Annotated in this window: 22 protein-coding genes; 14 read left to right on the plus strand and 8 right to left on the minus strand. The window is 57.3% G+C overall.

All coding sequences use genetic code 11. The features are described from left to right. Positions 1 to 14: 14 nt before the first annotated feature. Complete coding sequence (locus ACWB12_RS02330) at positions 15 to 302, minus strand: hypothetical protein (protein WP_479528449.1); 288 nt, start codon at positions 300 to 302, stop codon at positions 15 to 17. A gap of 16 nt (positions 303 to 318) precedes the next feature. Then, positions 319 to 648, minus strand: coding sequence for a hypothetical protein (locus ACWB12_RS02335; RefSeq protein ID WP_479528450.1), 330 nt, complete (start codon positions 646 to 648; stop codon positions 319 to 321). Positions 649 to 771: 123 nt separating this feature from the next. Between ACWB12_RS02335 and ACWB12_RS02340 the strand changes: the two genes are divergently transcribed. Then, positions 772 to 981: a SlyX family protein gene (locus tag ACWB12_RS02340; RefSeq protein ID WP_479528451.1), complete on the plus strand. Its 210-nt coding sequence runs from the start codon at positions 772 to 774 to the stop codon at positions 979 to 981. Positions 982 to 986: 5 nt separating this feature from the next. Here ACWB12_RS02340 and ACWB12_RS02345 read toward each other — a convergent pair whose 3' ends face one another. From ACWB12_RS02345 to ACWB12_RS02360, 4 genes are read right to left on the minus strand one after another with little or no spacing between them, the layout of a single operon-like run. Further along, entirely contained in the window at positions 987 to 1973 is a 987-nt protein-coding gene (locus ACWB12_RS02345; protein WP_479528452.1) for a hypothetical protein, read from the minus strand. A gap of 3 nt (positions 1974 to 1976) precedes the next feature. Then, complete coding sequence (locus ACWB12_RS02350; RefSeq protein ID WP_479528453.1) at positions 1977 to 3011, minus strand: helix-hairpin-helix domain-containing protein; 1035 nt, start codon at positions 3009 to 3011, stop codon at positions 1977 to 1979. A 3-nt stretch (positions 3012 to 3014) separates the two neighbouring features. Then, positions 3015 to 5423 (minus strand): DNA polymerase III subunit alpha, encoded by a 2409-nt coding sequence (gene dnaE / locus ACWB12_RS02355; protein WP_479528454.1) that lies wholly within the window; start codon positions 5421 to 5423, stop codon positions 3015 to 3017. 38 nt (positions 5424 to 5461) lie between these two features. Beyond that, positions 5462 to 5845: a VOC family protein gene (locus tag ACWB12_RS02360; RefSeq protein WP_479528455.1), complete on the minus strand. Its 384-nt coding sequence runs from the start codon at positions 5843 to 5845 to the stop codon at positions 5462 to 5464. A 193-nt stretch (positions 5846 to 6038) separates the two neighbouring features. Here ACWB12_RS02360 and xdhA point away from each other — a divergent pair, with 193 nt between their 5' ends. The 10 genes from xdhA (at position 6039) to ACWB12_RS02410 (ending at position 18163) form a co-directional block, all read left to right on the plus strand. Beyond that, complete coding sequence (gene xdhA, locus ACWB12_RS02365) at positions 6039 to 7415, plus strand: xanthine dehydrogenase small subunit (protein WP_479528456.1); 1377 nt, start codon at positions 6039 to 6041, stop codon at positions 7413 to 7415. Further along, positions 7412 to 9724 (plus strand): xanthine dehydrogenase molybdopterin binding subunit, encoded by a 2313-nt coding sequence (gene xdhB / locus ACWB12_RS02370; protein WP_479528457.1) that lies wholly within the window; start codon positions 7412 to 7414, stop codon positions 9722 to 9724. Before xdhA ends, xdhB begins: the two co-directional genes overlap by 4 nt. Further along, a complete protein-coding gene (xdhC, locus tag ACWB12_RS02375) occupies positions 9721 to 10683 on the plus strand; it encodes a xanthine dehydrogenase accessory protein XdhC (RefSeq protein ID WP_479528458.1) in 963 nt (320 codons plus the stop codon). The genes xdhB and xdhC overlap by 4 nt, the downstream gene beginning before the upstream one ends. Beyond that, the gene (locus ACWB12_RS02380) at positions 10680 to 12197 is read left to right on the plus strand and encodes an ABC transporter ATP-binding protein (RefSeq protein WP_479528459.1); all 1518 of its coding nucleotides are present in this window, start codon (positions 10680 to 10682) and stop codon (positions 12195 to 12197) included. Before xdhC ends, ACWB12_RS02380 begins: the two co-directional genes overlap by 4 nt. Then, positions 12190 to 13275: an ABC transporter permease gene (locus ACWB12_RS02385; protein WP_479528460.1), complete on the plus strand. Its 1086-nt coding sequence runs from the start codon at positions 12190 to 12192 to the stop codon at positions 13273 to 13275. Before ACWB12_RS02380 ends, ACWB12_RS02385 begins: the two co-directional genes overlap by 8 nt. Continuing rightward, positions 13275 to 14207, plus strand: a complete 933-nt coding sequence (locus ACWB12_RS02390; protein ID WP_479528461.1) for an ABC transporter permease — start codon at positions 13275 to 13277, stop codon at positions 14205 to 14207. The genes ACWB12_RS02385 and ACWB12_RS02390 overlap by 1 nt, the downstream gene beginning before the upstream one ends. Before the next feature lie 10 nt (positions 14208 to 14217). Next, positions 14218 to 14976 (plus strand): ion transporter, encoded by a 759-nt coding sequence (locus ACWB12_RS02395; RefSeq protein ID WP_479528462.1) that lies wholly within the window; start codon positions 14218 to 14220, stop codon positions 14974 to 14976. Between the two features lies 1 nt (position 14977). Continuing rightward, complete coding sequence (locus ACWB12_RS02400; RefSeq protein WP_479528463.1) at positions 14978 to 16051, plus strand: BMP family ABC transporter substrate-binding protein; 1074 nt, start codon at positions 14978 to 14980, stop codon at positions 16049 to 16051. 97 nt (positions 16052 to 16148) lie between these two features. Further along, positions 16149 to 17084 carry an aldo/keto reductase gene (locus ACWB12_RS02405; protein ID WP_479528464.1) on the plus strand — a complete coding sequence of 312 codons (936 nt, stop codon included), beginning with the start codon at positions 16149 to 16151 and terminating at the stop codon, positions 17082 to 17084. Further along, positions 17081 to 18163, plus strand: coding sequence for an NAD(P)/FAD-dependent oxidoreductase (locus ACWB12_RS02410; RefSeq protein ID WP_479528465.1), 1083 nt, complete (start codon positions 17081 to 17083; stop codon positions 18161 to 18163). The genes ACWB12_RS02405 and ACWB12_RS02410 overlap by 4 nt, the downstream gene beginning before the upstream one ends. Here the strand turns inward: ACWB12_RS02410 and ACWB12_RS02415 are convergent. After that, on the minus strand, positions 18160 to 18591 hold the full coding sequence (locus ACWB12_RS02415; protein ID WP_479528466.1) for a DUF6789 family protein: 432 nt from the start codon (positions 18589 to 18591) through the stop codon (positions 18160 to 18162). The genes ACWB12_RS02410 and ACWB12_RS02415 overlap by 4 nt on opposite strands. A 291-nt stretch (positions 18592 to 18882) precedes the next feature. On the opposite strand from ACWB12_RS02415, the gene ACWB12_RS02420 reads away from it, so the two are divergent. After that, positions 18883 to 19077: a hypothetical protein gene (locus ACWB12_RS02420; protein WP_479528467.1), complete on the plus strand. Its 195-nt coding sequence runs from the start codon at positions 18883 to 18885 to the stop codon at positions 19075 to 19077. A 14-nt stretch (positions 19078 to 19091) separates the two neighbouring features. On the opposite strand, the gene ACWB12_RS02425 is transcribed toward ACWB12_RS02420, so the two are convergent. Further along, positions 19092 to 19265, minus strand: a complete 174-nt coding sequence (locus tag ACWB12_RS02425; protein WP_479528468.1) for a hypothetical protein — start codon at positions 19263 to 19265, stop codon at positions 19092 to 19094. Positions 19266 to 19357: 92 nt separating this feature from the next. On the opposite strand from ACWB12_RS02425, the gene ACWB12_RS02430 reads away from it, so the two are divergent. Together ACWB12_RS02430 and ACWB12_RS02435 are read left to right on the plus strand one after the other, a co-directional pair. After that, positions 19358 to 19696: a carboxymuconolactone decarboxylase family protein gene (locus ACWB12_RS02430; RefSeq protein ID WP_479528469.1), complete on the plus strand. Its 339-nt coding sequence runs from the start codon at positions 19358 to 19360 to the stop codon at positions 19694 to 19696. A gap of 86 nt (positions 19697 to 19782) precedes the next feature. Further along, positions 19783 to 20235 carry an EF-hand domain-containing protein gene (locus ACWB12_RS02435; protein ID WP_479528470.1) on the plus strand — a complete coding sequence of 151 codons (453 nt, stop codon included), beginning with the start codon at positions 19783 to 19785 and terminating at the stop codon, positions 20233 to 20235. The last annotated feature ends 88 nt before the right edge of the window (positions 20236 to 20323 follow it).

Raw genomic sequence — 20323 nt, forward strand, 5'->3', positions numbered from 1 at the left:
AGGCGGGCGTGGGTTTAGTCCGCCACTTCGCAGATATATTTGTCATAGACCCAGCCATCTGGGCCAATCGGCAACATCAGCGCGCCACTGCGCACCGTCACCTCACGCCATCGGCTGCCGGAATAGGGCTCAATCGCCAACAGGCCGACGTTCGGCCCCAGTTTCATCAGCATCTCGCATTTTGTTGCGCCGCAGGCCCGCAACGCTAGAAAATGATCACCGTTCGGGTCCAGATTACACACCACATAGGACTCGCCCGAATGGGCGGTGGCGATTGCAGGCATCATAGCTGCAATCGCCACAGCGATCATCCAGAAATTAATAGCTGACCTCGCAGATATATTTGTCGTACACCCAACCCGATGCGCCGGAATAGCTGTCATCCTGAAGCCCGTCCAACACGATCACTTCGCGCCAATTGTTTTCGGCTGTCGGCTCCATCGTTAGCAAAAATGTATTCGGTCCCAGTTTATGGGTCATGTTGCATTTGGTTGACCCACAAGTGCGCAATGCCAGAAAATTATCGCCATTCGGGTTCAGGTTACACACCACATAGTTTTCACCGGAATAGGCCCAGATTGCGGGTGCGGTGATTGCCACCGCAACGGCTGCAGCAGCGCAGATTTTAAGGATTGTTACAGTGTTCATTTTCCCGCCCTTCATAACGTTGAAATTCCTGACGCCAGCCTGTCAAATGGGCACCACCGGGTCAATGACTTCAATCAATCACACCCTTGTTTTTACCCCCGATTGGCATGTAACACAGGACCCATGAGCAATAATCAAATCAACCCGTTGGAAGAACAAATCGCCCACCTGACCCGCGTAGTCGATGACCTGTCGGATATCATCGCCCGCCAAGAGGGTGAACTCGCCCTTCTGACCAATCGCGTGCGTATGCTGATGGAGCGCGAAGCCAGCCGCGAGGCGGATGCAGGCGGCAGCGTGACCCTAGGCGATCAACGCCCGCCACATTGGTAGCGCTTTTACGGGGTTTGCACCGAATTGGCTGCAATCTCCCCGTTGTGCAGCAATATTTCGGTCCAGTTGGCATTGCCACCGAACCGCTCATAGGTCGTCACAAAAGCCATTGTTTTTTCCATCTCGCCAATGCGCTTTTCTGGGCAGGCCTTGCCTGGGCCCGTCCGGCAAGCCTTGGCTCTGAATTTTTGAAAGGCAATGTCGGCGGCGGTCGAGTGTTGGGCGCCGCTGCTCTCGACTGAAAGAAGCTGTTCATGTAGAATGGGTGAATCCAGCAACGCAAGCGAGGCCGTAAACTGGCGCGGGCAGCCGTCTTTGAAACCGGTAATAAAATGCGTGCGCGGGCCGGTTGTTGATGGGTTGCTGTCGTATAATTTATAACCTTTGCCACGTTCGGGAAAGCGGTCCACCTCCTTGCCCAGCGCATTGCCACGGATACCGCAAGCAAGACCAATCTGGCCATATGGCAGAACCACACCCGGTGCAACTTGTGGGAACTGGCTGGGTTTGGCGCGGCGTGGACCGAACAGCCCGTTGCGTTTGCGACGCGGTTGCATAACTTCTTGTGGCTCGGCTAAGGCAACCACCACGTTTTCATCGGCTTCTGTCGGGGCCACAGCAACGGTTTCGTCGCTAGCAACACCAACGGCTTGTGGCGCGGTAGCTGCAACACCCTCGGCAATGGCGGGTTCCTCAACCACGTTCGGCGCAGTCTCCTGGGCAGGCTTTGCCCGCCGCCCGAACAACGCCGCAAATCCACGGCGCGGTTTTACAGGCTCGGTCACCACAGCCTGTTCAGCCGAAATCTCAGGCACACTCTCGACGCTTTGCAATTCTTCCAGCACAGTGTTCGGGGCCGCGGCATCCGGTGCTACAAGCCCGCTTTCTGGTGCCCCCTCGGCCAGTTCCACATCTGACAGTAACGGCAGGTCAACCGGCCCCAGACAACCAGCAAGGCCAATCAGGGCCAATATGAAAATACCAATCCGCATTTGCTAGAATTCCTCTACCGTCACCACACCACCAAGGCTTTTGATTGCCCCTTTGATCTGTGGGTTTACCGGATAATCCTTTGCCAGCGAAATCTCAACCTCTCCTGGCAGGGCGGCGTCAGTTAGGCAGAAAACCACCGGCCCGCCGCTGCGTGATGTGCCATCCTTGACCGCCCGATCCAGAACAGACGCCACAGACGCCACCGCCTCGGCGCTCTCGACGAACACCCGCAATCCCATTGATCCGGCTTCGGCGGCCACCCCATCTACCGCTTGAACCCCGCGCGCCAACAGTTTCAACTGCTCGCTCTCCATTGTCGCCTCGACGGTCAGAACCACGCTGTTGCCCGCATCCAGCAAATCGCGCGCGGCTTCCAGCGTGTCGGAAAACACCGTCACCTCATACAATCCAGTCGGGTCAGACAATTGCACAAAGGCAAACCGGTTGCCCCGTGCCGATTTACGTTCCTGTTTACTGGCCACGGCCCCCGCCATTTTAACCATACATGCGCCCATCTCGGCTTTGCGTTCAACCTCGGACAGCGTCATCACGCCCTTGCGTTTGAGCGGCACCATGTAATCGTCCAGCGGGTGACCCGACAGGTAAAACCCAACTGCCTTATGCTCTTCGGACAGCCGTTCATTGGGCAACCAATCCTCGACCTTAATCAGCCGTGGCTCGGGTAAATCATCGCCTGCTTCGCCAAACAGCGAAACCTGATTAGAGTTGCGTTGCTCGTGGATCGCCGCGGAATAGGACACTAAAGGCTCCAGACTGCCAAACACCCGCGCACGATTGCGATCCAGCACGTCAAAGGCACCCGCGCGGGCCAGCATTTCCAGTGGGCGTTTGCCGACGCGTTTCATATCCACCCGTCGCGCGAAATCGAACAATGTGGCGAATGCAGTTTCGCCCCGCGCCTCAACGATCAGGCGCATCGCTTCGACCCCGACGTTTTTAAGACCGCCAAGCCCGTAAACCACCTTGCCATCCGCCACACTGAACATCGCCTCCGAGGCATTCACGCAAGGCAGCACAATCTACAGCTCCAGCCCCTTGGTAATCTCTTCTTTATAAACGCCCAACTTGTCGGTCAGATGGATATCGCAGTTCATCACTCCGGCCATAAATTCGACCGGATAATTCGCCTTTAGATAACCAGTTTGATAGCTGACCACCGCATAGGCCGCCGCGTGGGATTTGTTGAACCCGTAGTTGGCGAATTTTTCCAACAGATCGAAAACCTCGCTGGCTTTCTTCTTGTCGACGCCGTTTTCCATGGCGCCTTTTTCAAACTTGGGCCGCTCCTTGGCCATTTCCTCGGCGATCTTTTTACCCATCGCACGGCGCAACAGATCAGCGCCGCCCAGCGAATACCCGGCCATCACCTGAGCGATCTGCATCACCTGCTCCTGATAGACGATAATGCCTTGGGTTTCTTCCAGCAGGTGATCAATCAGCGGATGCACGGACTCGCGTTCGCGCAGCCCGTTCTTGACCTCGCAATAGGTCGGAATATTTTCCATCGGACCGGGGCGATACAACGCCACCAGCGCCACGATGTCCTCGATGCAGGTCGGTTTCATCCGCTTTAGCGCGTCCATCATACCGCTGGATTCCACCTGAAACACAGCCACGGTTTTGGCCGAGGCGTAGAGCTTGTAGGTCGCCTCGTCGTCCAGCGGGATTTGCCCGATATCGATGTTAACGCCGCGCAGTTTCAACAGGTCCAGCGCGTTCTGAATCACCGTTAGGGTTTTAAGGCCCAAAAAGTCGAACTTGACCAGCCCGGCCTGCTCGACCCATTTCATGTTGAACTGGGTTGCGGGCATGTCGGAACGCGGGTCTTGATACAACGGCACCAATTCATCAATCGGGCGATCCCCGATCACCACACCGGCAGCGTGGGTGGAAGCATTACGCAACAACCCCTCGACCTGTTGGCCATAATTCAGCAGCCGCGCGACCACCTCTTCGGCCTTGGCTTCCTCGCGCAGACGCGGCTCATCTGCCAATGCCTTTTCGATCGAAACCGGCTTGACCCCTTCAACAGGGATCAGCTTACTCAGACGGTCAACCTGTCCATAGGGCATCTGCAAAACGCGGCCAATATCGCGCACCGCGGCCTTGGACAAAAGCGCGCCAAAGGTGATGATCTGCCCCACCTTGTCGCGTCCATATTTCTCCTGCACATAACGGATCACCTCTTCGCGCCGATCCATACAAAAGTCGATATCGAAATCGGGCATCGACACCCGTTCGGGGTTCAGGAACCGCTCAAACAGCAGGTTATAGCGCAGCGGATCAAGGTCGGTGATTTTCAACGAATAGGCCACTAGCGAGCCCGCACCAGACCCACGGCCCGGCCCAACAGGAATGTTTTCATCAATAGCGTATTTAATGAAATCGGCCACGATCAGGAAATACCCGGGGAACCCCATGCCCTCAATGATGCCCAGCTCAAAATCCAGCCGCGCCTCGTATTCCGAAACTTCGGCGGAATGGGGGATCACCGCAAGGCGCTCCTTCAGTCCCGCTTCGGCCTGACGGCGCAGTTCAACCACTTCGTCATCGGCAAATTTCGGCAGGATCGGGTCGCGACGGTAGGTGGCAAAAGCGCAGCGTTTGGCGATTTCAACGGTGTTGGCCACGGCCTCGGGCAGGTCGGCGAACAGCGTCACCATTTCCTCTTGGGATTTGAAATAATGCTGCGGTGTCAGGCGGCGGCGGGGTTCCTGCTGGTCCACATAGGCACCGTCCGCAATGCACAACAACGCATCATGCGCTTCATACATTTCGGTTCTTGGGAAATAAACATCATTGGTCGCCACCAGCGGCAAATCCATCGCGTATGCCATCTCGATCAAGGCCCGTTCACTGGTGCGTTCCGCCTCGGTGCATTGCCCGCCCTCGCCGGGGTGGCGCTGTAGTTCTACGTACAAACGGTCAGGGAATATCGTCGCCAGCCGCTTCATCAGGGCTTGCGCTTTGGGGCGTTGGGCCGTCAACAGCAATCGCCCAAACGGACCTTCCGCCCCCCCTGTCAGGCAAATCAACCCTTCTGAATACTGCACCAGATCATCGGTAGAAACCTGCGGCAATTGCCCGTCCGCTTCCAGATACAGACAGGAATTCAACTTCATCAGGTTCAGATAGCCCTGCTCGTTTTGAGCCAATAATACCAGCCCCGCAGGTGCGCGCGGCTTTTCACCGACCTCTGCCGGATCATAGGTGAAATCCACTTGGCATCCAACAATCGGCTGCACCCCTGCGTCTAGCGCCGTGACCGAAAATTCGAGTGCCGCAAACATATTGTTAGTGTCGGTCAGCGCCACGGCGGGCATGTTGTGTTTTTCGACAAGCCCCATCAGTTTTTTGACAGGCACAGCCCCTTCCAGCAGGGAATACTGGCTGTGGACACGCAAATGGATGAATCGGGGATCAGACATTTGATGAACCTAGCCAGTGTGGCGAGGTTTGAAAACCGTTAACCGCCTGTAATCTGCTCCAGCAATTCAATCCGGTTGCCAAACGGGTCTTCCACATAGCCCCGCACATACCCCGGCAGGTTTGCGTCCCGCACCACCTCGACACCTTCAGCCTCCAGATACGCCAAAAGATCTACAACCCCGTCCACCTCAAACGCCGGATGTGCTTTGCGGGCGGGCCGGAAATCATCCTCGACACCCAGATGCAGCCGCACCTCACCGCGCTCAAACCACACGCCACCCCTTGTGGCCAGAATCGGCGGCTTTGCCACCTCGGTCAATCCCAACAGCCCTTCGTAAAACGCGATAGCAGCCTCTTCCTGACCTTTGGGCATTGCCAACTGCACATGATGTAATTCGCAAATCTTCATGATCTTATCCACTATATCAAAGCCTTACCATTCTCAGTATGCAATTGAATACCGTAGATGGGCCGTAATATAAAGAAATATATTGCTTTGGTGTTGCGTATCGGCTTTGCTTGAACGTGGTCAAACAGTCGCACCCCCGCTTTACGTCGCATCGAGCGGGCCTGCGAATGGCTAGGGTGGAAAAGAACGCGGCACGGAAATTCAAATGTCTGACATCGTATTTCTTCTAAACGGAGAAGCTATGCGCGTCACAGGCCAGCCGTTGACCCGCACTTTACTGGATTGGCTGCGGGAAACCAGGCACCTGACCGGCACCAAAGAAGGCTGTAACGAGGGCGATTGTGGCGCTTGCACTGTGATGGTCACGGATGCCGACGGCACCCGCGCCCTGAACGCCTGCATCCTGTTGTTGCCGCAACTGCATGGCAAAGCCGTGCGCACGATTGAGGGCATCAGCGCCCCCGACGGCACCCCACATCCAGTGCAGGACGCAATGGTCAAACATCACGGATCGCAATGTGGGTTTTGCACACCGGGCATCGTGGTGTCGCTGGCGGTTGGTCACGTGAACGGCGCCAAAAACCATGACGAACAACTGGCAGGAAACCTGTGCCGTTGCACCGGTTACGCCCCGATCATCCGCGCGGCAGAGGCTGTTGTAGATACCCCCGTGCCCGACTGGATGGTTGAGGATAGGGCGGCACTGGCAGCCCTCACCGGCCCCACACCGCCCTACACCCCGACAACGACAGGCGCATTGGCTGACTGGTATATGGCCAACCCCGACGCCACGCTGATTGGCGGGGCTACTGACGTTGGCCTATGGCTGACCAAACGGCTGGATGATCTGCCCAATGTCGCGTTTCTGAACGGTATTACCGAGATCGCCCAGATCACCGTCACCGATGATGCAATCCGCATTGGCGCAGGTGTCACGATTGCCGATCTTGAAACCCAGATGGCCACGCATCACCCCTCGTTCGCCGCCATGCTGCGCCGCTATGCTTCAACCCAGATCCGCAACGCCGCCACCATCGGCGGCAATATCGCCAACGGATCGCCCATCGGCGACGGCCCGCCCGCCCTGATCGCGCTAAACGCCACGCTGCATTTGCGCCGTGGTAAGGAGCGCCGCGAAATCCCGCTCGAGGATTTCTTTGTCGCTTATGGCAAACAAGACCGCACCGAGGGCGAGTTCGTGGAGGCCATCACCATCCCGCGCCAGCCCGATGATCTGCATTGTTACAAACTGTCCAAACGCTTTGATCAGGATATTTCCGCCGTTTGTGGCTGTTTCAACATCACCGTTAAGGCAGGTAAAATCACCGCAGCCCGCATCGCATTTGGCGGCATGGCCGGCACGCCCGCCCGCGCAACCCACGTTGAAAGCGCCCTGGTTGGCCAGCCGTGGACCATAGAAACCATCAACGCCGCCCGCGCCGGATTTGCGCAGGATTACACCCCGATGTCTGATATGCGGGCCTCGGCAGACTACCGTCTGGAAGCCGCGCGAAACATGCTGACCCGCCTGTTTCATGAGCGCGAAGGCACCGCTACAAACGTGTTGGAGGTGACACCATGAGTGTTGGCAAGCCCCTGCCCCATGACGCAGCACCCCTGCATGTAAACGGCCAAGCGCGCTATATCGACGACATCCCGACACCCGCGAACTGCCTGCATCTGGCCTTTGGTCTGTCCACCGTGGCGCATGGCGACATCACCGCGATGGATCTAAGTGCAGTGCACGCCGCTGACGGCGTGCTTTCGGTGCTGACAGCGGGTGATTTGCACCATGATTGCGACGTGTCACCCGCGGCACATGACGAGCCGTTATTGGCGACAGACACAGTGCATTACGTCGGCCAAGCAGTATTCCTAGTGGTCGCCACCAGCCACCTTGCGGCGCGCAAAGCCGCGCGACTGGCACAAATCGAATATGCCGAAAAACCTGCACTGCTGACGATTGACGCAGCCATGACCGCCGACAGCCGGTTCGAGGGCGGGCCGGTGATCTGGACCAAAGGGGATGCAGACGGGGCAATGAAAAACGCGCCAAACATCCTGACGGGCAGTATCGAAATGGGCGGTCAGGAACACTTCTATCTGGAAGGCCAAGCCGCACTGGTTTTCCCGCAAGAGGGCGGTGATATGCTGGTTCATTCCAGCACCCAGCACCCGACCGAAATCCAGCACAAAGTATCCCATGCTTTGGGTCTACCGATGAATGCCGTGCGGGTCGAAACACGGCGCATGGGCGGCGGGTTTGGCGGTAAGGAAAGTCAGGGCAACGCGCTGGCTGTGGCCTGCGCCGTGATCGCGGCCCAAACAGGCCAGCCGTGCAAAATGCGTTATGACCGCGATGATGACATGGTGATCACCGGCAAGCGCCATGATTTTCGCATTACCTATAGTGCGGGCTACGATGACAACGGTAAAATCATCGGCATCCAGTTTACCCAGCTTGCCCGCTGCGGTTGGTCTCAAGACCTGAGCCTGCCTGTCGCCGACCGTGCCATGCTGCACGCCGACAATGCCTATCATCTGCCCGATATTCGGATTGAAAGCCACCGTTTGCGCACCAACACCCAGTCAGCCACCGCCTATCGCGGCTTTGGTGGCCCGCAAGGGATGCTGGGAATTGAGCGAGTGATGGACCATATCGCGGGCGAGCTGGGACTTGATCCGCTGATCGTGCGCCAAAAGAACTTTTATGCGCTCCGCGCAGGGGATATTTCTGCGAAAAAGAAACATGAGCCGCAGGAAACACCGTACGGGCAGCAAGTCGAGGATTTTATACTGCATGAGTTAGTTGCCGATCTGGTTGATCGGTCTGACTATCAGGCACGGCGCGCAGCGGTTGATAAATGGAATGCCGCCAACCCCGTGCTGAAAAAGGGCATCGCGCTAACGCCAGTGAAATTCGGCATTAGTTTCACCCTGACGCATCTTAATCAAGCGGGGGCCTTGGTGCATATCTATCAGGATGGATCGGTGCATCTGAACCACGGCGGCACCGAGATGGGGCAAGGGCTGTTCCAGAAGGTAGCGCAGGTGGCCGCAACGGTGTTCGGTGTGACGCTTGATACGATCAAGATTACCGCGACCGATACCGCCAAGGTGCCGAACACCTCGGCTACCGCCGCATCCTCGGGTTCGGATTTGAATGGCATGGCGGTCAAGATCGCTTGCGAAACCCTGCGCGCACGCATTGCCGAATTTCTGGCAGGCCAGCACGGTAAAAAGGTATCCGATGTGAGTTTTGCCGATGGCATGGTCATGGTCGGCCGCCGCCAGTTCACCTTCGCCAAGGCCGCGCAACTGGCCTATGAGGGGCGGATCAGCCTGTCGGCCACAGGGTTCTACAAGACGCCTAAAATCCAGTGGGACCGGGTCAAAGGGCGCGGACGGCCCTTCCTGTATTTCGCCTATGGGGCCTCGGTGTCCGAAGTGGTGATCGACACCCTGACCGGTGAAAACCGCATCCTGCGTTGCGATATTCTGCATGACGCGGGGGCCTCGCTAAACCCTGATCTGGACATCGGACAGGTCGAAGGGGCTTACGTTCAGGGCGCTGGATGGCTGACGATGGAAGAGCTGGTTTGGGACGATGCGGGCCGCCTGCGCACCCACGCCCCGTCAACCTATAAAATCCCCGCCTGCTCGGACAGGCCCGATATATTCAACGTCGACCTGTGGGATGGTAAAAATACCGAAGACACGATTTACCGCTCCAAAGCCGTGGGCGAGCCGCCCTTCATGCACGGTATTTCCGCGCTGATGGCGCTGTCGAATGCTGTGGCGGCTTGTGGAGATGCCTACCCGTCGCTAGATGCCCCCGCCACACCCGAACGCGTCCTTATGGCCGTGATGCGCCAACAGGCCAGCGCATGAGTTTCCGGCTGGTAGAGATCGCAAACAGCGTGTCTGAGCATGGCAACGTGGTGCGGGTGCTGGTCACAGGCACCAAAGGGTCAGCCCCGCGCGATGCGGGGGCTACCATGCTGGTATGGCATGACGGACAATCAGGCACCATCGGCGGTGGTGCGCTAGAATATCAGGCCACCAAACGCGCCCGTGAAATGCTGGATGCAGGCCCGCAAGCCGCGCACATCACCCATCCGCTTGGCCCTACGCTGGGCCAATGTTGCGGCGGCAGCGTCATGCTGGTTTATGAGCGTTTCAACGTTGATAATCTGCCCTTACCGAACACCCACATTTTTGTGCGACCGGTCGATGCAAAGGCCAAAAGCACCGTCCCCGCCTTGCTGCAACGCCGTATCTACGCCGCACAAAACACACCCATTGCACCCACGTTAACCGCAGGATGGCTGGCCGAAACCGTCAGCCGCACCGTCACGCCCGTCTGGATATTCGGCGCTGGTCACGTTGGTCGTGCCTTGGCCCAAACCGTTGCCCCCCTGCTTGATTTCGACATCACCCTGATTGATACCGAAGCGACGCGACTGCCAATGCAACCGCCCAGTAATATTACCACATTGACCGCCGCAAATATGGCAGACCTAGTCAAACACGCCCCTGACAATGCGCATCATTTCATCATGACGATGGACCACGCGATTGATCTTGAAATTTGCCACCAACTGCTGAACCGCAAGTTTGCATACGCAGGCCTGATCGGGTCCAAAACCAAATGGGCAAGGTTTGGCACGCGGCTTGAGACCCTTGGCTATACGCAACCCGAAATCGCCCGCATCACCTGCCCGATCGGCGACCCTACCCTTGGCAAAGAACCACAAGCGATTGCCGTCGGCATCGCACACGGGCTATTGCTGGAGCGTGCACAGATAGAATCCACAATGGGCATCGCACAAAGGACGGGGAAAATATGACCGACAGATTGCTGACCATCGACGGGCTGACCAAGGCCTATCCGGGCGTGATCGCCAACGACAAGGTATCGTTTGGCATTGATGCGGGCGAGGTCCACGCGCTGCTGGGCGAAAATGGCGCTGGCAAATCCACTTTGGTGAAAATGATCTACGGGTTGGTGCGGCCCGATGCCGGCAGCATGACATTGATGGGGGAAAAGTTTTCCCCACCCAAACCCCGCGCCGCACGCGCTGCTGGCGTGGCGATGGTGTTCCAGCATTTTTCCCTGTTCGAGGCGCTGACCGTTGCTGAAAACATATCGCTGGGCATGGAAAACCCGCCCAAACACCGCGAACTATCAGACCGCATCACCAAGGTTAGCCATGATTACGGCCTGCCGCTGGATCCTGAACGTCTGGTTGGTGATTTGTCGGCGGGCGAGCGTCAGCGCGTCGAGATTATCCGCTGTCTGCTGCAAGAGCCCAAGCTGCTGATCATGGACGAACCCACCTCGGTGCTAACCCCGCAAGAGGTCGAGGTACTGTTCCACACCCTGCGCCAATTGTCGTCGGAAGGCACCGCAATCCTGTATATCAGCCACAAGCTGGAAGAAATCCGCGACATCTGTGACAGCGCCACCATCCTGCGCCACGGCGTGGTGGTTGACACTTGCAACCCGCGCGAAAAATCAGCGCGTGAACTGGCCGAGATGATGGTCGGCTCTGCCCTGCATGAACCGCTGCGCGATGCGGGCGCGTTGGGCGAGGTGGTGCTGGAATTGAACGACCTTTCAGTGGCCTCTGCCACCCAGTTCGGCACCTCGCTGAAATCGGTCAACATGGCGGTGCGCGCTGGTGAAATTCTGGGTATTGGCGGCGTGGCTGGCAACGGGCAGGACGAACTGCTGGCGGCCCTGTCTGGCGAAACCCCCAGCACGCCGGAAACTGTTCGCTTTGATGGCGATGCCGTTGGCCACCTTGGCCCGAACGCGCGCCGCGAGCTGGGCATTCTGGCCGCCCCCGAAGAACGGCTGGGCCACGCCGCTGCGCCCGATATGAGCCTGACCGAAAACGCCCTGCTGACCGGCGCGATCCGCAAAAACCTGGTGAAAAAGGGCTTTGTAAACTGGGCCGCCACCCGCACTTTCGCCAAACAGGTGATCGCGGATTTTGACGTGCGCACCCCGGGCGCACGCACCGCTGCCCGTGCGCTATCGGGTGGTAATCTGCAAAAATTTGTCATCGGCCGAGAGGTCCTACAAGACCCGCGTGTTTTGGTGGTGAACCAGCCGACATGGGGCGTTGATGCCTCGGCCGCAGCCCAAATCCGCCAATCGCTGATGGACCTTGCCGCCAAGGGCGCGGCGGTGATCGTGATCTCCCAAGACCTTGATGAACTGATGGAAATTTCCGACAACTTCTGCGCCCTGAACGAGGGCCACCTGACCCGCCCACGCCCCGCCAAAGGGCTGACGGTCGAAGAAATCGGCCTGATGCTGGGCGGAATGGATGAGGAGGAGACCGCCCATGTTTAGACTGGAAAAACGCCCCGTGCCGTCAAAGGTATGGACCATCGCAACGCCGCTTTTGGCTGTGCTGGCCACCATGATCGCGGGCGGCATCATGTTTGCGGTGCTGGGCAATGATCCGGTCGTGGCCATCCGCACCATTTTTTGGGATCCTCTATTCAGCGAACAATTCGCCGCCTATTCGCGTCCACAATTACTGGTCAAGGCAGGGCCGTTGATCCTGATTGCCATTGGCCTGTCGCTCGGATTTCGGGCGGGCATCTGGAACATCGGCGCCGAGGGACAATACATCATGGGCGCCATCGCCGGTGCCGCTGTGGGCCTTGCGTTCTATCCGGCCAGCGGCTGGTATGTGTTCCCCCTGATGGTTATCGCAGGTGCCGCAGGCGGGTTCCTATGGGCGATGATCCCCGCAATACTGCGCACCCGCTTTAATACCAACGAAATTCTGGTGTCCTTGCTGCTGGTCTATGTCGCCGAACATATCCTGTCAGCGATGTCATTCGGCCTGCTGCGAAACCCCGATGGTCACGGCTTCCCCGGGTCGCGCGGTTTCAATGAAATCGAGGCCACCGCCAACCCCGAACTGATTGCTGGTAGCGGCATGCATTGGGGTGTTGTCGCCGCCTTTATCGCTGTGATCTACGCCTATGTCCTGCTGACCCGTCACCTGATCGGCTACCAGATAACCCTTGCGGGTCAATCGCCACGCGCTGCCCGTTTTGGCGGGGTAAACCCGAATGCGCTGATCGTGATGTGCTTTGCCTTTGCCGGTGTGTTGGCAGGTGCTGCTGGCCTGTTCGAGGTCACCGGCCCTGCCAAACAACTGACCGAAAACTTCGGTCAGGGCTATGGCTACACCGCTATCATCGTCGCTTTCTTGGGCCGCCTGCATCCTATTGGCATCCTACTGGCGGGCCTGCTGATGGCACTGACATACATCGGTGGCGACCTTGCCCAGCTGATGCTCGGCCTGCCCGCCCCCGCCATTCAGGCATTTCAGGGGATGTTGCTGTTCTTCCTGCTCGCGATGGATGTTTTGTCGAACTTCCGCATTCGACTGAAAAAAAAGGAGACCGTGTAATGGACCTGTCTGCAATCAACCCCGTCCTTTTGATCGCCTCCCTGATGGTCGCGGCCACCCCTATTCTGCTGGCCGCCATTGGCGAGTTGATCTGCGAAAAATCCGGCGTGCTGAATCTGGGCGTCGAAGGCATGATGATCATCGGCGCTGTCTGCGGTTTTGCTGTGGCCTATGAAACCAACAGCGCCACGCTCGGCTTTATCGGGGCCGCCGCCGCCGGTGCTGCGCTTTCGTTGCTGTTCGCCTTCCTGACCCAAGCGCTGCTCGCCAACCAAGTGGCCTCGGGCCTTGCCCTGACCCTGTTTGGTCTCGGGTTTTCGGCGCTGATCGGCAAAGGATATTCCGGCATTAAACCGCCACCCGTGCCAACACTGGACCTGCCAATCCTGTCGGAGCTGCCCGTCATTGGCCCGATCCTATTCCAACACGACGCCGTGCTTTATCTGGCGCTGGCGCTGGTGGCTGCCACTTGGGCTGTGCTGAAATATACTCGTGTCGGATTGATCCTGCGAGCGGTGGGTGAAAACCACGATGCCGCACACGCCTTGGGCTACAAAGTCGTGCGCATCCGCACCCTTGCTATCATGTTCGGCGGCGCCTGCGCGGGGCTTGGCGGGGCGTACCTGTCGCTGGTGCGGGTTCCTTTGTGGACCGAAGGCATGACTGCAGGGGCAGGCTGGATCGCGCTGGCGATTGTGGTCTTTGGCAGTTGGAAACCATGGCGCGTACTGCTGGGGGCATACCTGTTTGGCGGCGTCACCGTGTTGCAGTTTAACCTGCAAACTGCAGGCGTCAGTATTCCGGTGCAATACCTTGCCATGTCGCCTTATATCGTCACCATCCTTGTGCTGGTGATCATGTCATCCAGCAAATCCCGCTCCACCCTGAATGCACCCGCTGCATTGGGCCGCATTTTCCACGCAACCCACTAAGGCACCGACTATGACACGCCGCGATGTGATCGAAATACTGGACGGGCACCACGGCCAAGTGGGGCGCACTGTCGCCCTGATCCTGCACGTGCTGATCCTGTTGTCGGCAATCGCCATTGCGCTTGAAACTGTCGACAGCTTGCCAGCCAACATACACGCTGCCCTGTTCTGGTTCGAGGTCTTCGTGCTCACTGTCTTTGTTGCTGAATATATCTTGCGCCTAACCTGTTCAGCCCATCCACTACAATACGCCTTCAGCTTTTGGGGCATCATTGATCTGTTGGCCTGCCTGCCTGCGCTGGCGCTGATTCAGGCCGAATGGCAAGTGGTGCGCACCATCCGACTGATCCGGCTTGTGCGCCTGCTGAAACTGTTCCGAACCTCGAATGCGTTCGACCGCCTCACTCGCGCCTTTGGCGAGGTCCGCGGCGAACTGATCATCTTCGTGATCCTCGCCTCACTGGTGCTCTATGTCAGCGCTGTGGGCATCTACCTGTTTGAACACGAGGCCCAACCCGAGGCGTTCTCGTCCATCCCGATCAGCCTGTGGTGGGCGGTCGCGTCCTTCACCACGGTTGGGTACGGCGATCTGGTGCCAATCACCACCGGCGGACGGATATTCACCACTTTTGTGCTGTTCATCGGCCTTGGTGTGGTCGCCGTGCCAGCCGCGATCGTCACAGCTGCACTTTTAGAGACACAATCCGTGCCAAAACCATTAAAGAAGAAGCATACCGATTCTGCTCAATCACCAAAACAGGGAGACTAACATGACATCTATCAAAACAATTCTGGCGGGGGCCGCTCTGGCGCTTGGCCTGACAACAGCGGCATTCGCCCAAGAAAAAATGAAAGTCGGCTTTATCTATATCGGGCCAACTGGCGATTTCGGCTGGACATACCAGCACGATCAGGGGCGCAAAGCCATTGAGGCTGCACTGGGCGACAAGGTCGAAACCTCGTTCGTTGAAGGTGTGCCAGAAGGCGCCGATGCCGAACGCGTGCTGACACAAATGGCACTGTCGGGCACCAAACTGATCTATACCACATCCTTTGGCTATATGGACCCGACAATCGCTGTTGCTGCCAAATTCCCCGACGTGCGGTTTGAACACGCCACCGGCTACAAACAGGCCCCCAATGTTGCGACCTATTCGGCCCGCTTCTATGAGGGTCGCGCTGTGATCGGCACCATCGCCGGGCGCATGACCAAAACCAACAAAATCGGCTATATCGCCTCTTTCCCGATCCCCGAAGTTATCCGTGGCATCAACGCAGCCTACATCCACGCCAAAAAAGTAAACCCCGATGTCGAATTCAAAATCGTCTGGGTCTACACATGGTTTGATCCCGCCAAAGAGGCCGACGCCGCGACTGCGATGATCGAACAAGGCGTTGACGTGATCATGCAGCACACAGATTCACCGGCTGCGATGACCATTGCAGAAGAAAAAGGCATCTATGCCTTTGGTCAAGCATCGAACATGATCAAATTCGGCCCAACAGCACAGCTGACCGCGATCATCGACGATTGGGACCCTTACTATGTGGCCCGCACACAGGCCGTTCTGGATGGCACATGGGAAACCGGCAATACTTGGGATGGCATGAAAGAGGGTATGGTGGTTCTGGCACCATTCTCCGACAAAATCCCTGCCGATGTAGCTGCTGAAGCGCAGGCCTTGGCCGACTCTATCGCTGCTGGCACCTACCATCCTTTCACTGGCCCCCTGAACAAACAGGACGGTTCGGTCTGGCTGAAAGACGGCGAAGTCGCCGACGACGGCACACTGGCCGGTCTTGGCTTTTACGTTGAAGGCATTGAGGGCGAAGTTCCAAACTAGGCGCCAATCGCCCTGCCCTTGTGGCAGGGGAAAAAATACAAAGGTCCAGCCTCGGCTGGACCTTTTCCTTTTGGTTAACCCGTGCCACAGTCCCCCCATGAAAAACCCATTGATCAGCCCGAACGGCACCCCGTCCTCATCCTTTTGCTTTGGCACCATGCAGTTTGGCGGCGGTGCCGATATTGCCCAAAGCCACGCCATGTATGATGCCAGCCGCGCCGCCGGTATCACCTTCTTTGACACCGCATTCGTCTATGCCGATGGTGCCTCGGAAACCCTGCTGGGCCAGTTTGCTGCCAATGAGCGCGACGCGCTGGTCATCGCCACCAAATGCGATTTTTCCGGCCCCAGCACAGCGGCCAATATCACCAAATCTCTTGATACCAGCCGCACCCGTCTGGGCATGGATTTTATCGATGTTTTCTACCTGCACCGCTGGGATGGCGACACCCCGCTGGAACAATCGTTCGAGGCCCTCGCCGCCCTGCAACAACAGGGCAAAATCGGCGTCATCGGTGTATCAAACTTCTCAGCTTGGCAAGTGATGAAAGCCCAGGCCGTGGCCGAAAAACTCGGCACCACCATCAATATTTTGCAGCCGATGTATAACCTCGTCAAACGTCAGGTCGAAGTCGAAACCCTGCCGATGGCCGCCTCCGAGGGCTTCAACGTCGCGCCCTATTCTCCGCTTGGCGGCGGGCTGCTGACTGGCAAATACACCGCTGGCAACACCGGCCGTATCGTCACCGACAAAGGCTATGCCATCCGCTATGGGCAGGACTGGATGCATCAGGCCGCCGCTGACCTGACCACCATCGCAAAACGGGAAAACATCAACCCCGCCACGCTCGCTGTGGCTTGGGCCGCGCAAAACCCCGCCGTCACCACCCCGATCATCAGCGCCCGCACGCCCGAACAGTTACAGCCCTCGCTTGATGCGCTCGGCTATAAAATGCCTGCAGAACTTTACGCCGAAATCACAGCACTTGCGCCAACACCACCCCCCGCAACAGACAGGCTCGACGACGTATGACAACCGATATCCTGATCATCGGCGGCGGCATCGCGGGCCTGTCCGCCGCTGCCACCCTCGCACCCCACGCCAGTGTCACTGTGCTTGAAACCGAAGACTCACTTGGCTACCACGCCTCGGGCCGATCCGCCGCGATGTTTCTGAAGGATTACGGCAACGACACCGTGCGCGCCTTGAACTACGCCAGCGTTGATCACCACGAAACTGTAGACGGCGGCGTGCTGTCGCCGCGCGGTATGTTGCTGGTCGCGCGCACCGACCAATACGATGATTTCAAAGCCGAACACGCGGCCTTTGGCATGCAGGAAATCTGCATGGCCGACGCCCACGCCAAAATCCCGATCCTGAACCCCAAAACCTGCGCCTATGCCGCCTTTCGCCCCGATGCGCATGATCTGGATGCCGACCGGTTGCTGCAAACCTACACCACCAATGCCCGTCGCGCAGGGGCGAAAATCCACACCAAATCCCCCGTCACTAAAATCATGAAATCCGGCGGGGCGTGGCATGTCACGGCAGGCAACCAAACCTACAGCGCCACAACCCTGATCAACGCCGCTGGTGCCTGGGTCGATGAAATCGCGACCCTTGCCGGCATCAAACGGATCGGCTTCCAACCGTATCGCCGTTCCATGGCTCGCATCCCCGCCCCCGGCGGTCATGACACCCGCGACTGGCCGTTCATCGATGGGGTGAATGAAAGCTGGTATGCCAAACCCGACGCTGGCAAATGGATCGTTTCGCCATCGGATGAGGACCCCGTTGATCCCCACGACGCATGGGTCGACGACATGGTGCTGGCCGAGGGCCTGGCCCGATACGAGGAAATGGTGACCGAGCCCGTTACACGGCTTGAAACTTCATGGGCAGGCCTGCGCACCTTTGCGCCGGACCGCAGTTTGGTGATCGGGCGTGACGTCACAGACCCCACGTTCTTCTGGCTCGGCGGCCAAGGCGGATACGGCTTCCAAACCGCCCCCGCCGCCAGCCACCTCGTTGCCGACTTGCTCACAGGAAAAACGCCAGGACTGGCCCCCACGATTGTAAAAGCTCTCAGCCCCGCGCGATTTTCATCCTAGGTTTTGCGTGTTGGGCCATACCCCGCAATAGCGCCCAGCAACCCGCCATAAACCAGATGCCCGATCAATGCTGCAATAACGGCCATCATCCCGCCGACATTGCTCATCAACACACCGGCCCCTGCAATCGGCATCACCACCACAACTGCAGCCGCCCACAACAAAACCCCGTAAACCAACCCACGCACCAGCGGCGGGCCAGGGACAAAATGATAGATCACCAACACATAAATCATCGGAAAAACGATGATGCCCATGATCAGGTGCGCAATCATTCCCATCGTCCATCCACCCAACATATTACCCAGCATTGCCGCGATATCCATCGGCATTCCTGTCATCATCGGGGCCAAATACATCATCATCAAGGTCATCGCGATTGTTCCGGTAATGCCGCCTACTATTGCTTTTGAATTTTCCGGTTTCATTGTTCTATTCCCTGTTGTGTTTTTATACCAACAACTGTGCGCTGCACTTGGCCACAAAACAATCCACCCGCTAAAGTTATACCCAATGTGTGATCTTACGTGAAACATACGATCTCACGATCATATAAATTACATAAAAACAATGCCTTACATCATTATCATCAAAAGGTGATTGAAACAATCAGCAGAAGCATTTCAGTTATACGCCATCTTATGCTTCACTTTTTCATACCCGCTACAACACCGATTGCCACATTTTCATTACGTTCTCACCTACAGGGAGGCCACTAAATGACATCCAAGACCACATTAAACCCATGGACCAGCAAACTTGCCAAAACCCTTGATCGGGCCGCCCATGATATCTTTGATCTGGTGCGGTGGATCAGCACCGTTGGAATCGCAAGGTATCTTTGGGCCGACACCGGCCAAACCATTTTCGCAATCCTCTACTGGTTTTTGTCCGCCACCCTGTTCGGTTTTTGACCTCGCGACTGTTATTACGAACAAACATCAGCCTGTTCTCCCGACCCGACACACGCTGGAAAAAGACCGCCGACCTGATGGTAAATTTCATGATCTGCATCGTCGCCTTTGTCCTGACCCTGTGGTTTGTCGAACACCTGACCGATGCATTTGCCGCAAGACAGGCACAATAAAAGCGCGTCAGTCACTTCAGCCCCTATTTTTATCTTATTGACCAAGGTCAAAGACTGCTGAGGCGAATTACGTCAAATCAGCGTGATAATCATTAAGGATTCCCACGATGGACTGGAAAGAAAACAGCCGCGACATGCGGGCGAAAATTCGCGAAATGAACAAACTGATCCCCGAAACTGCCGCCGGTTTTGGCACCCTTAGTAAAGCCGTCAAAGACAACGGCACACTGGATGTGAAAACCAAAGAATTTCTGGCGCTCGCCATTTCGATATCCGAACGCTGCGAGCCCTGTATCGGTTTTCATGTCGAGGCCCTGATCCGCGCTGGCGGCACCCGCGATGAGCTGGCCGACGTGCTGGGCATGAACATCCAGATGGGCGGCGGCCCTGCACTGATGTATGCCGCCAAAGCACTGGAAGCATGGGACCAGATGGTGAAAAAATAAAATTTTTCATATTTGCGACGGAAACCGAACGGGGCTGCGTATTACCCTTATGAATTCAACAACCTGAATATGAAAAGGACCACGATATGAAACGCATCCTCCTTCTGACCGCCGCCATTGCTCTCGGCTCCGCCGCTTACGCCCAACAAGGCAACCCGGGCACCCATTTCATCGAAAACTGGGACGCAAATGAAGATGGTCAGGTCACTCTGGCCGAAGCCACCGAAAAACGCAGCGACATTTTCCTCACCTTTGATGAAGACGATAACGGCTTTCTATCAACCAGCGATTACGCCATGTTTGACGAGGCCCGCGCCAACGACCACGCCAACATACAACTAGGCGGCCAAGGGCAGGGTCGGGGCCAAGGCGGACAAGACCGCGAAGGCCAAGGAATGTCAATGGAATTCAATGACGTGAATGGCGATGGCATGGTCAGCCGCGATGAATTCATGGCCAGAACACCTGATTGGTTCGCCACAATGGATCGGAACGGCGACACCGTCATCACCCCCGCCGATTTTGGTCGTAAGAATTAAGATACCATTGGGGCCGGTGCGTCTGGCACTGGCCCCAACAACCCATGATCGTTATGCTGGATTGGTCAGATATCTTATCAAAGGCCAG

The organism is Profundibacter sp. (assembly GCF_056498605.1).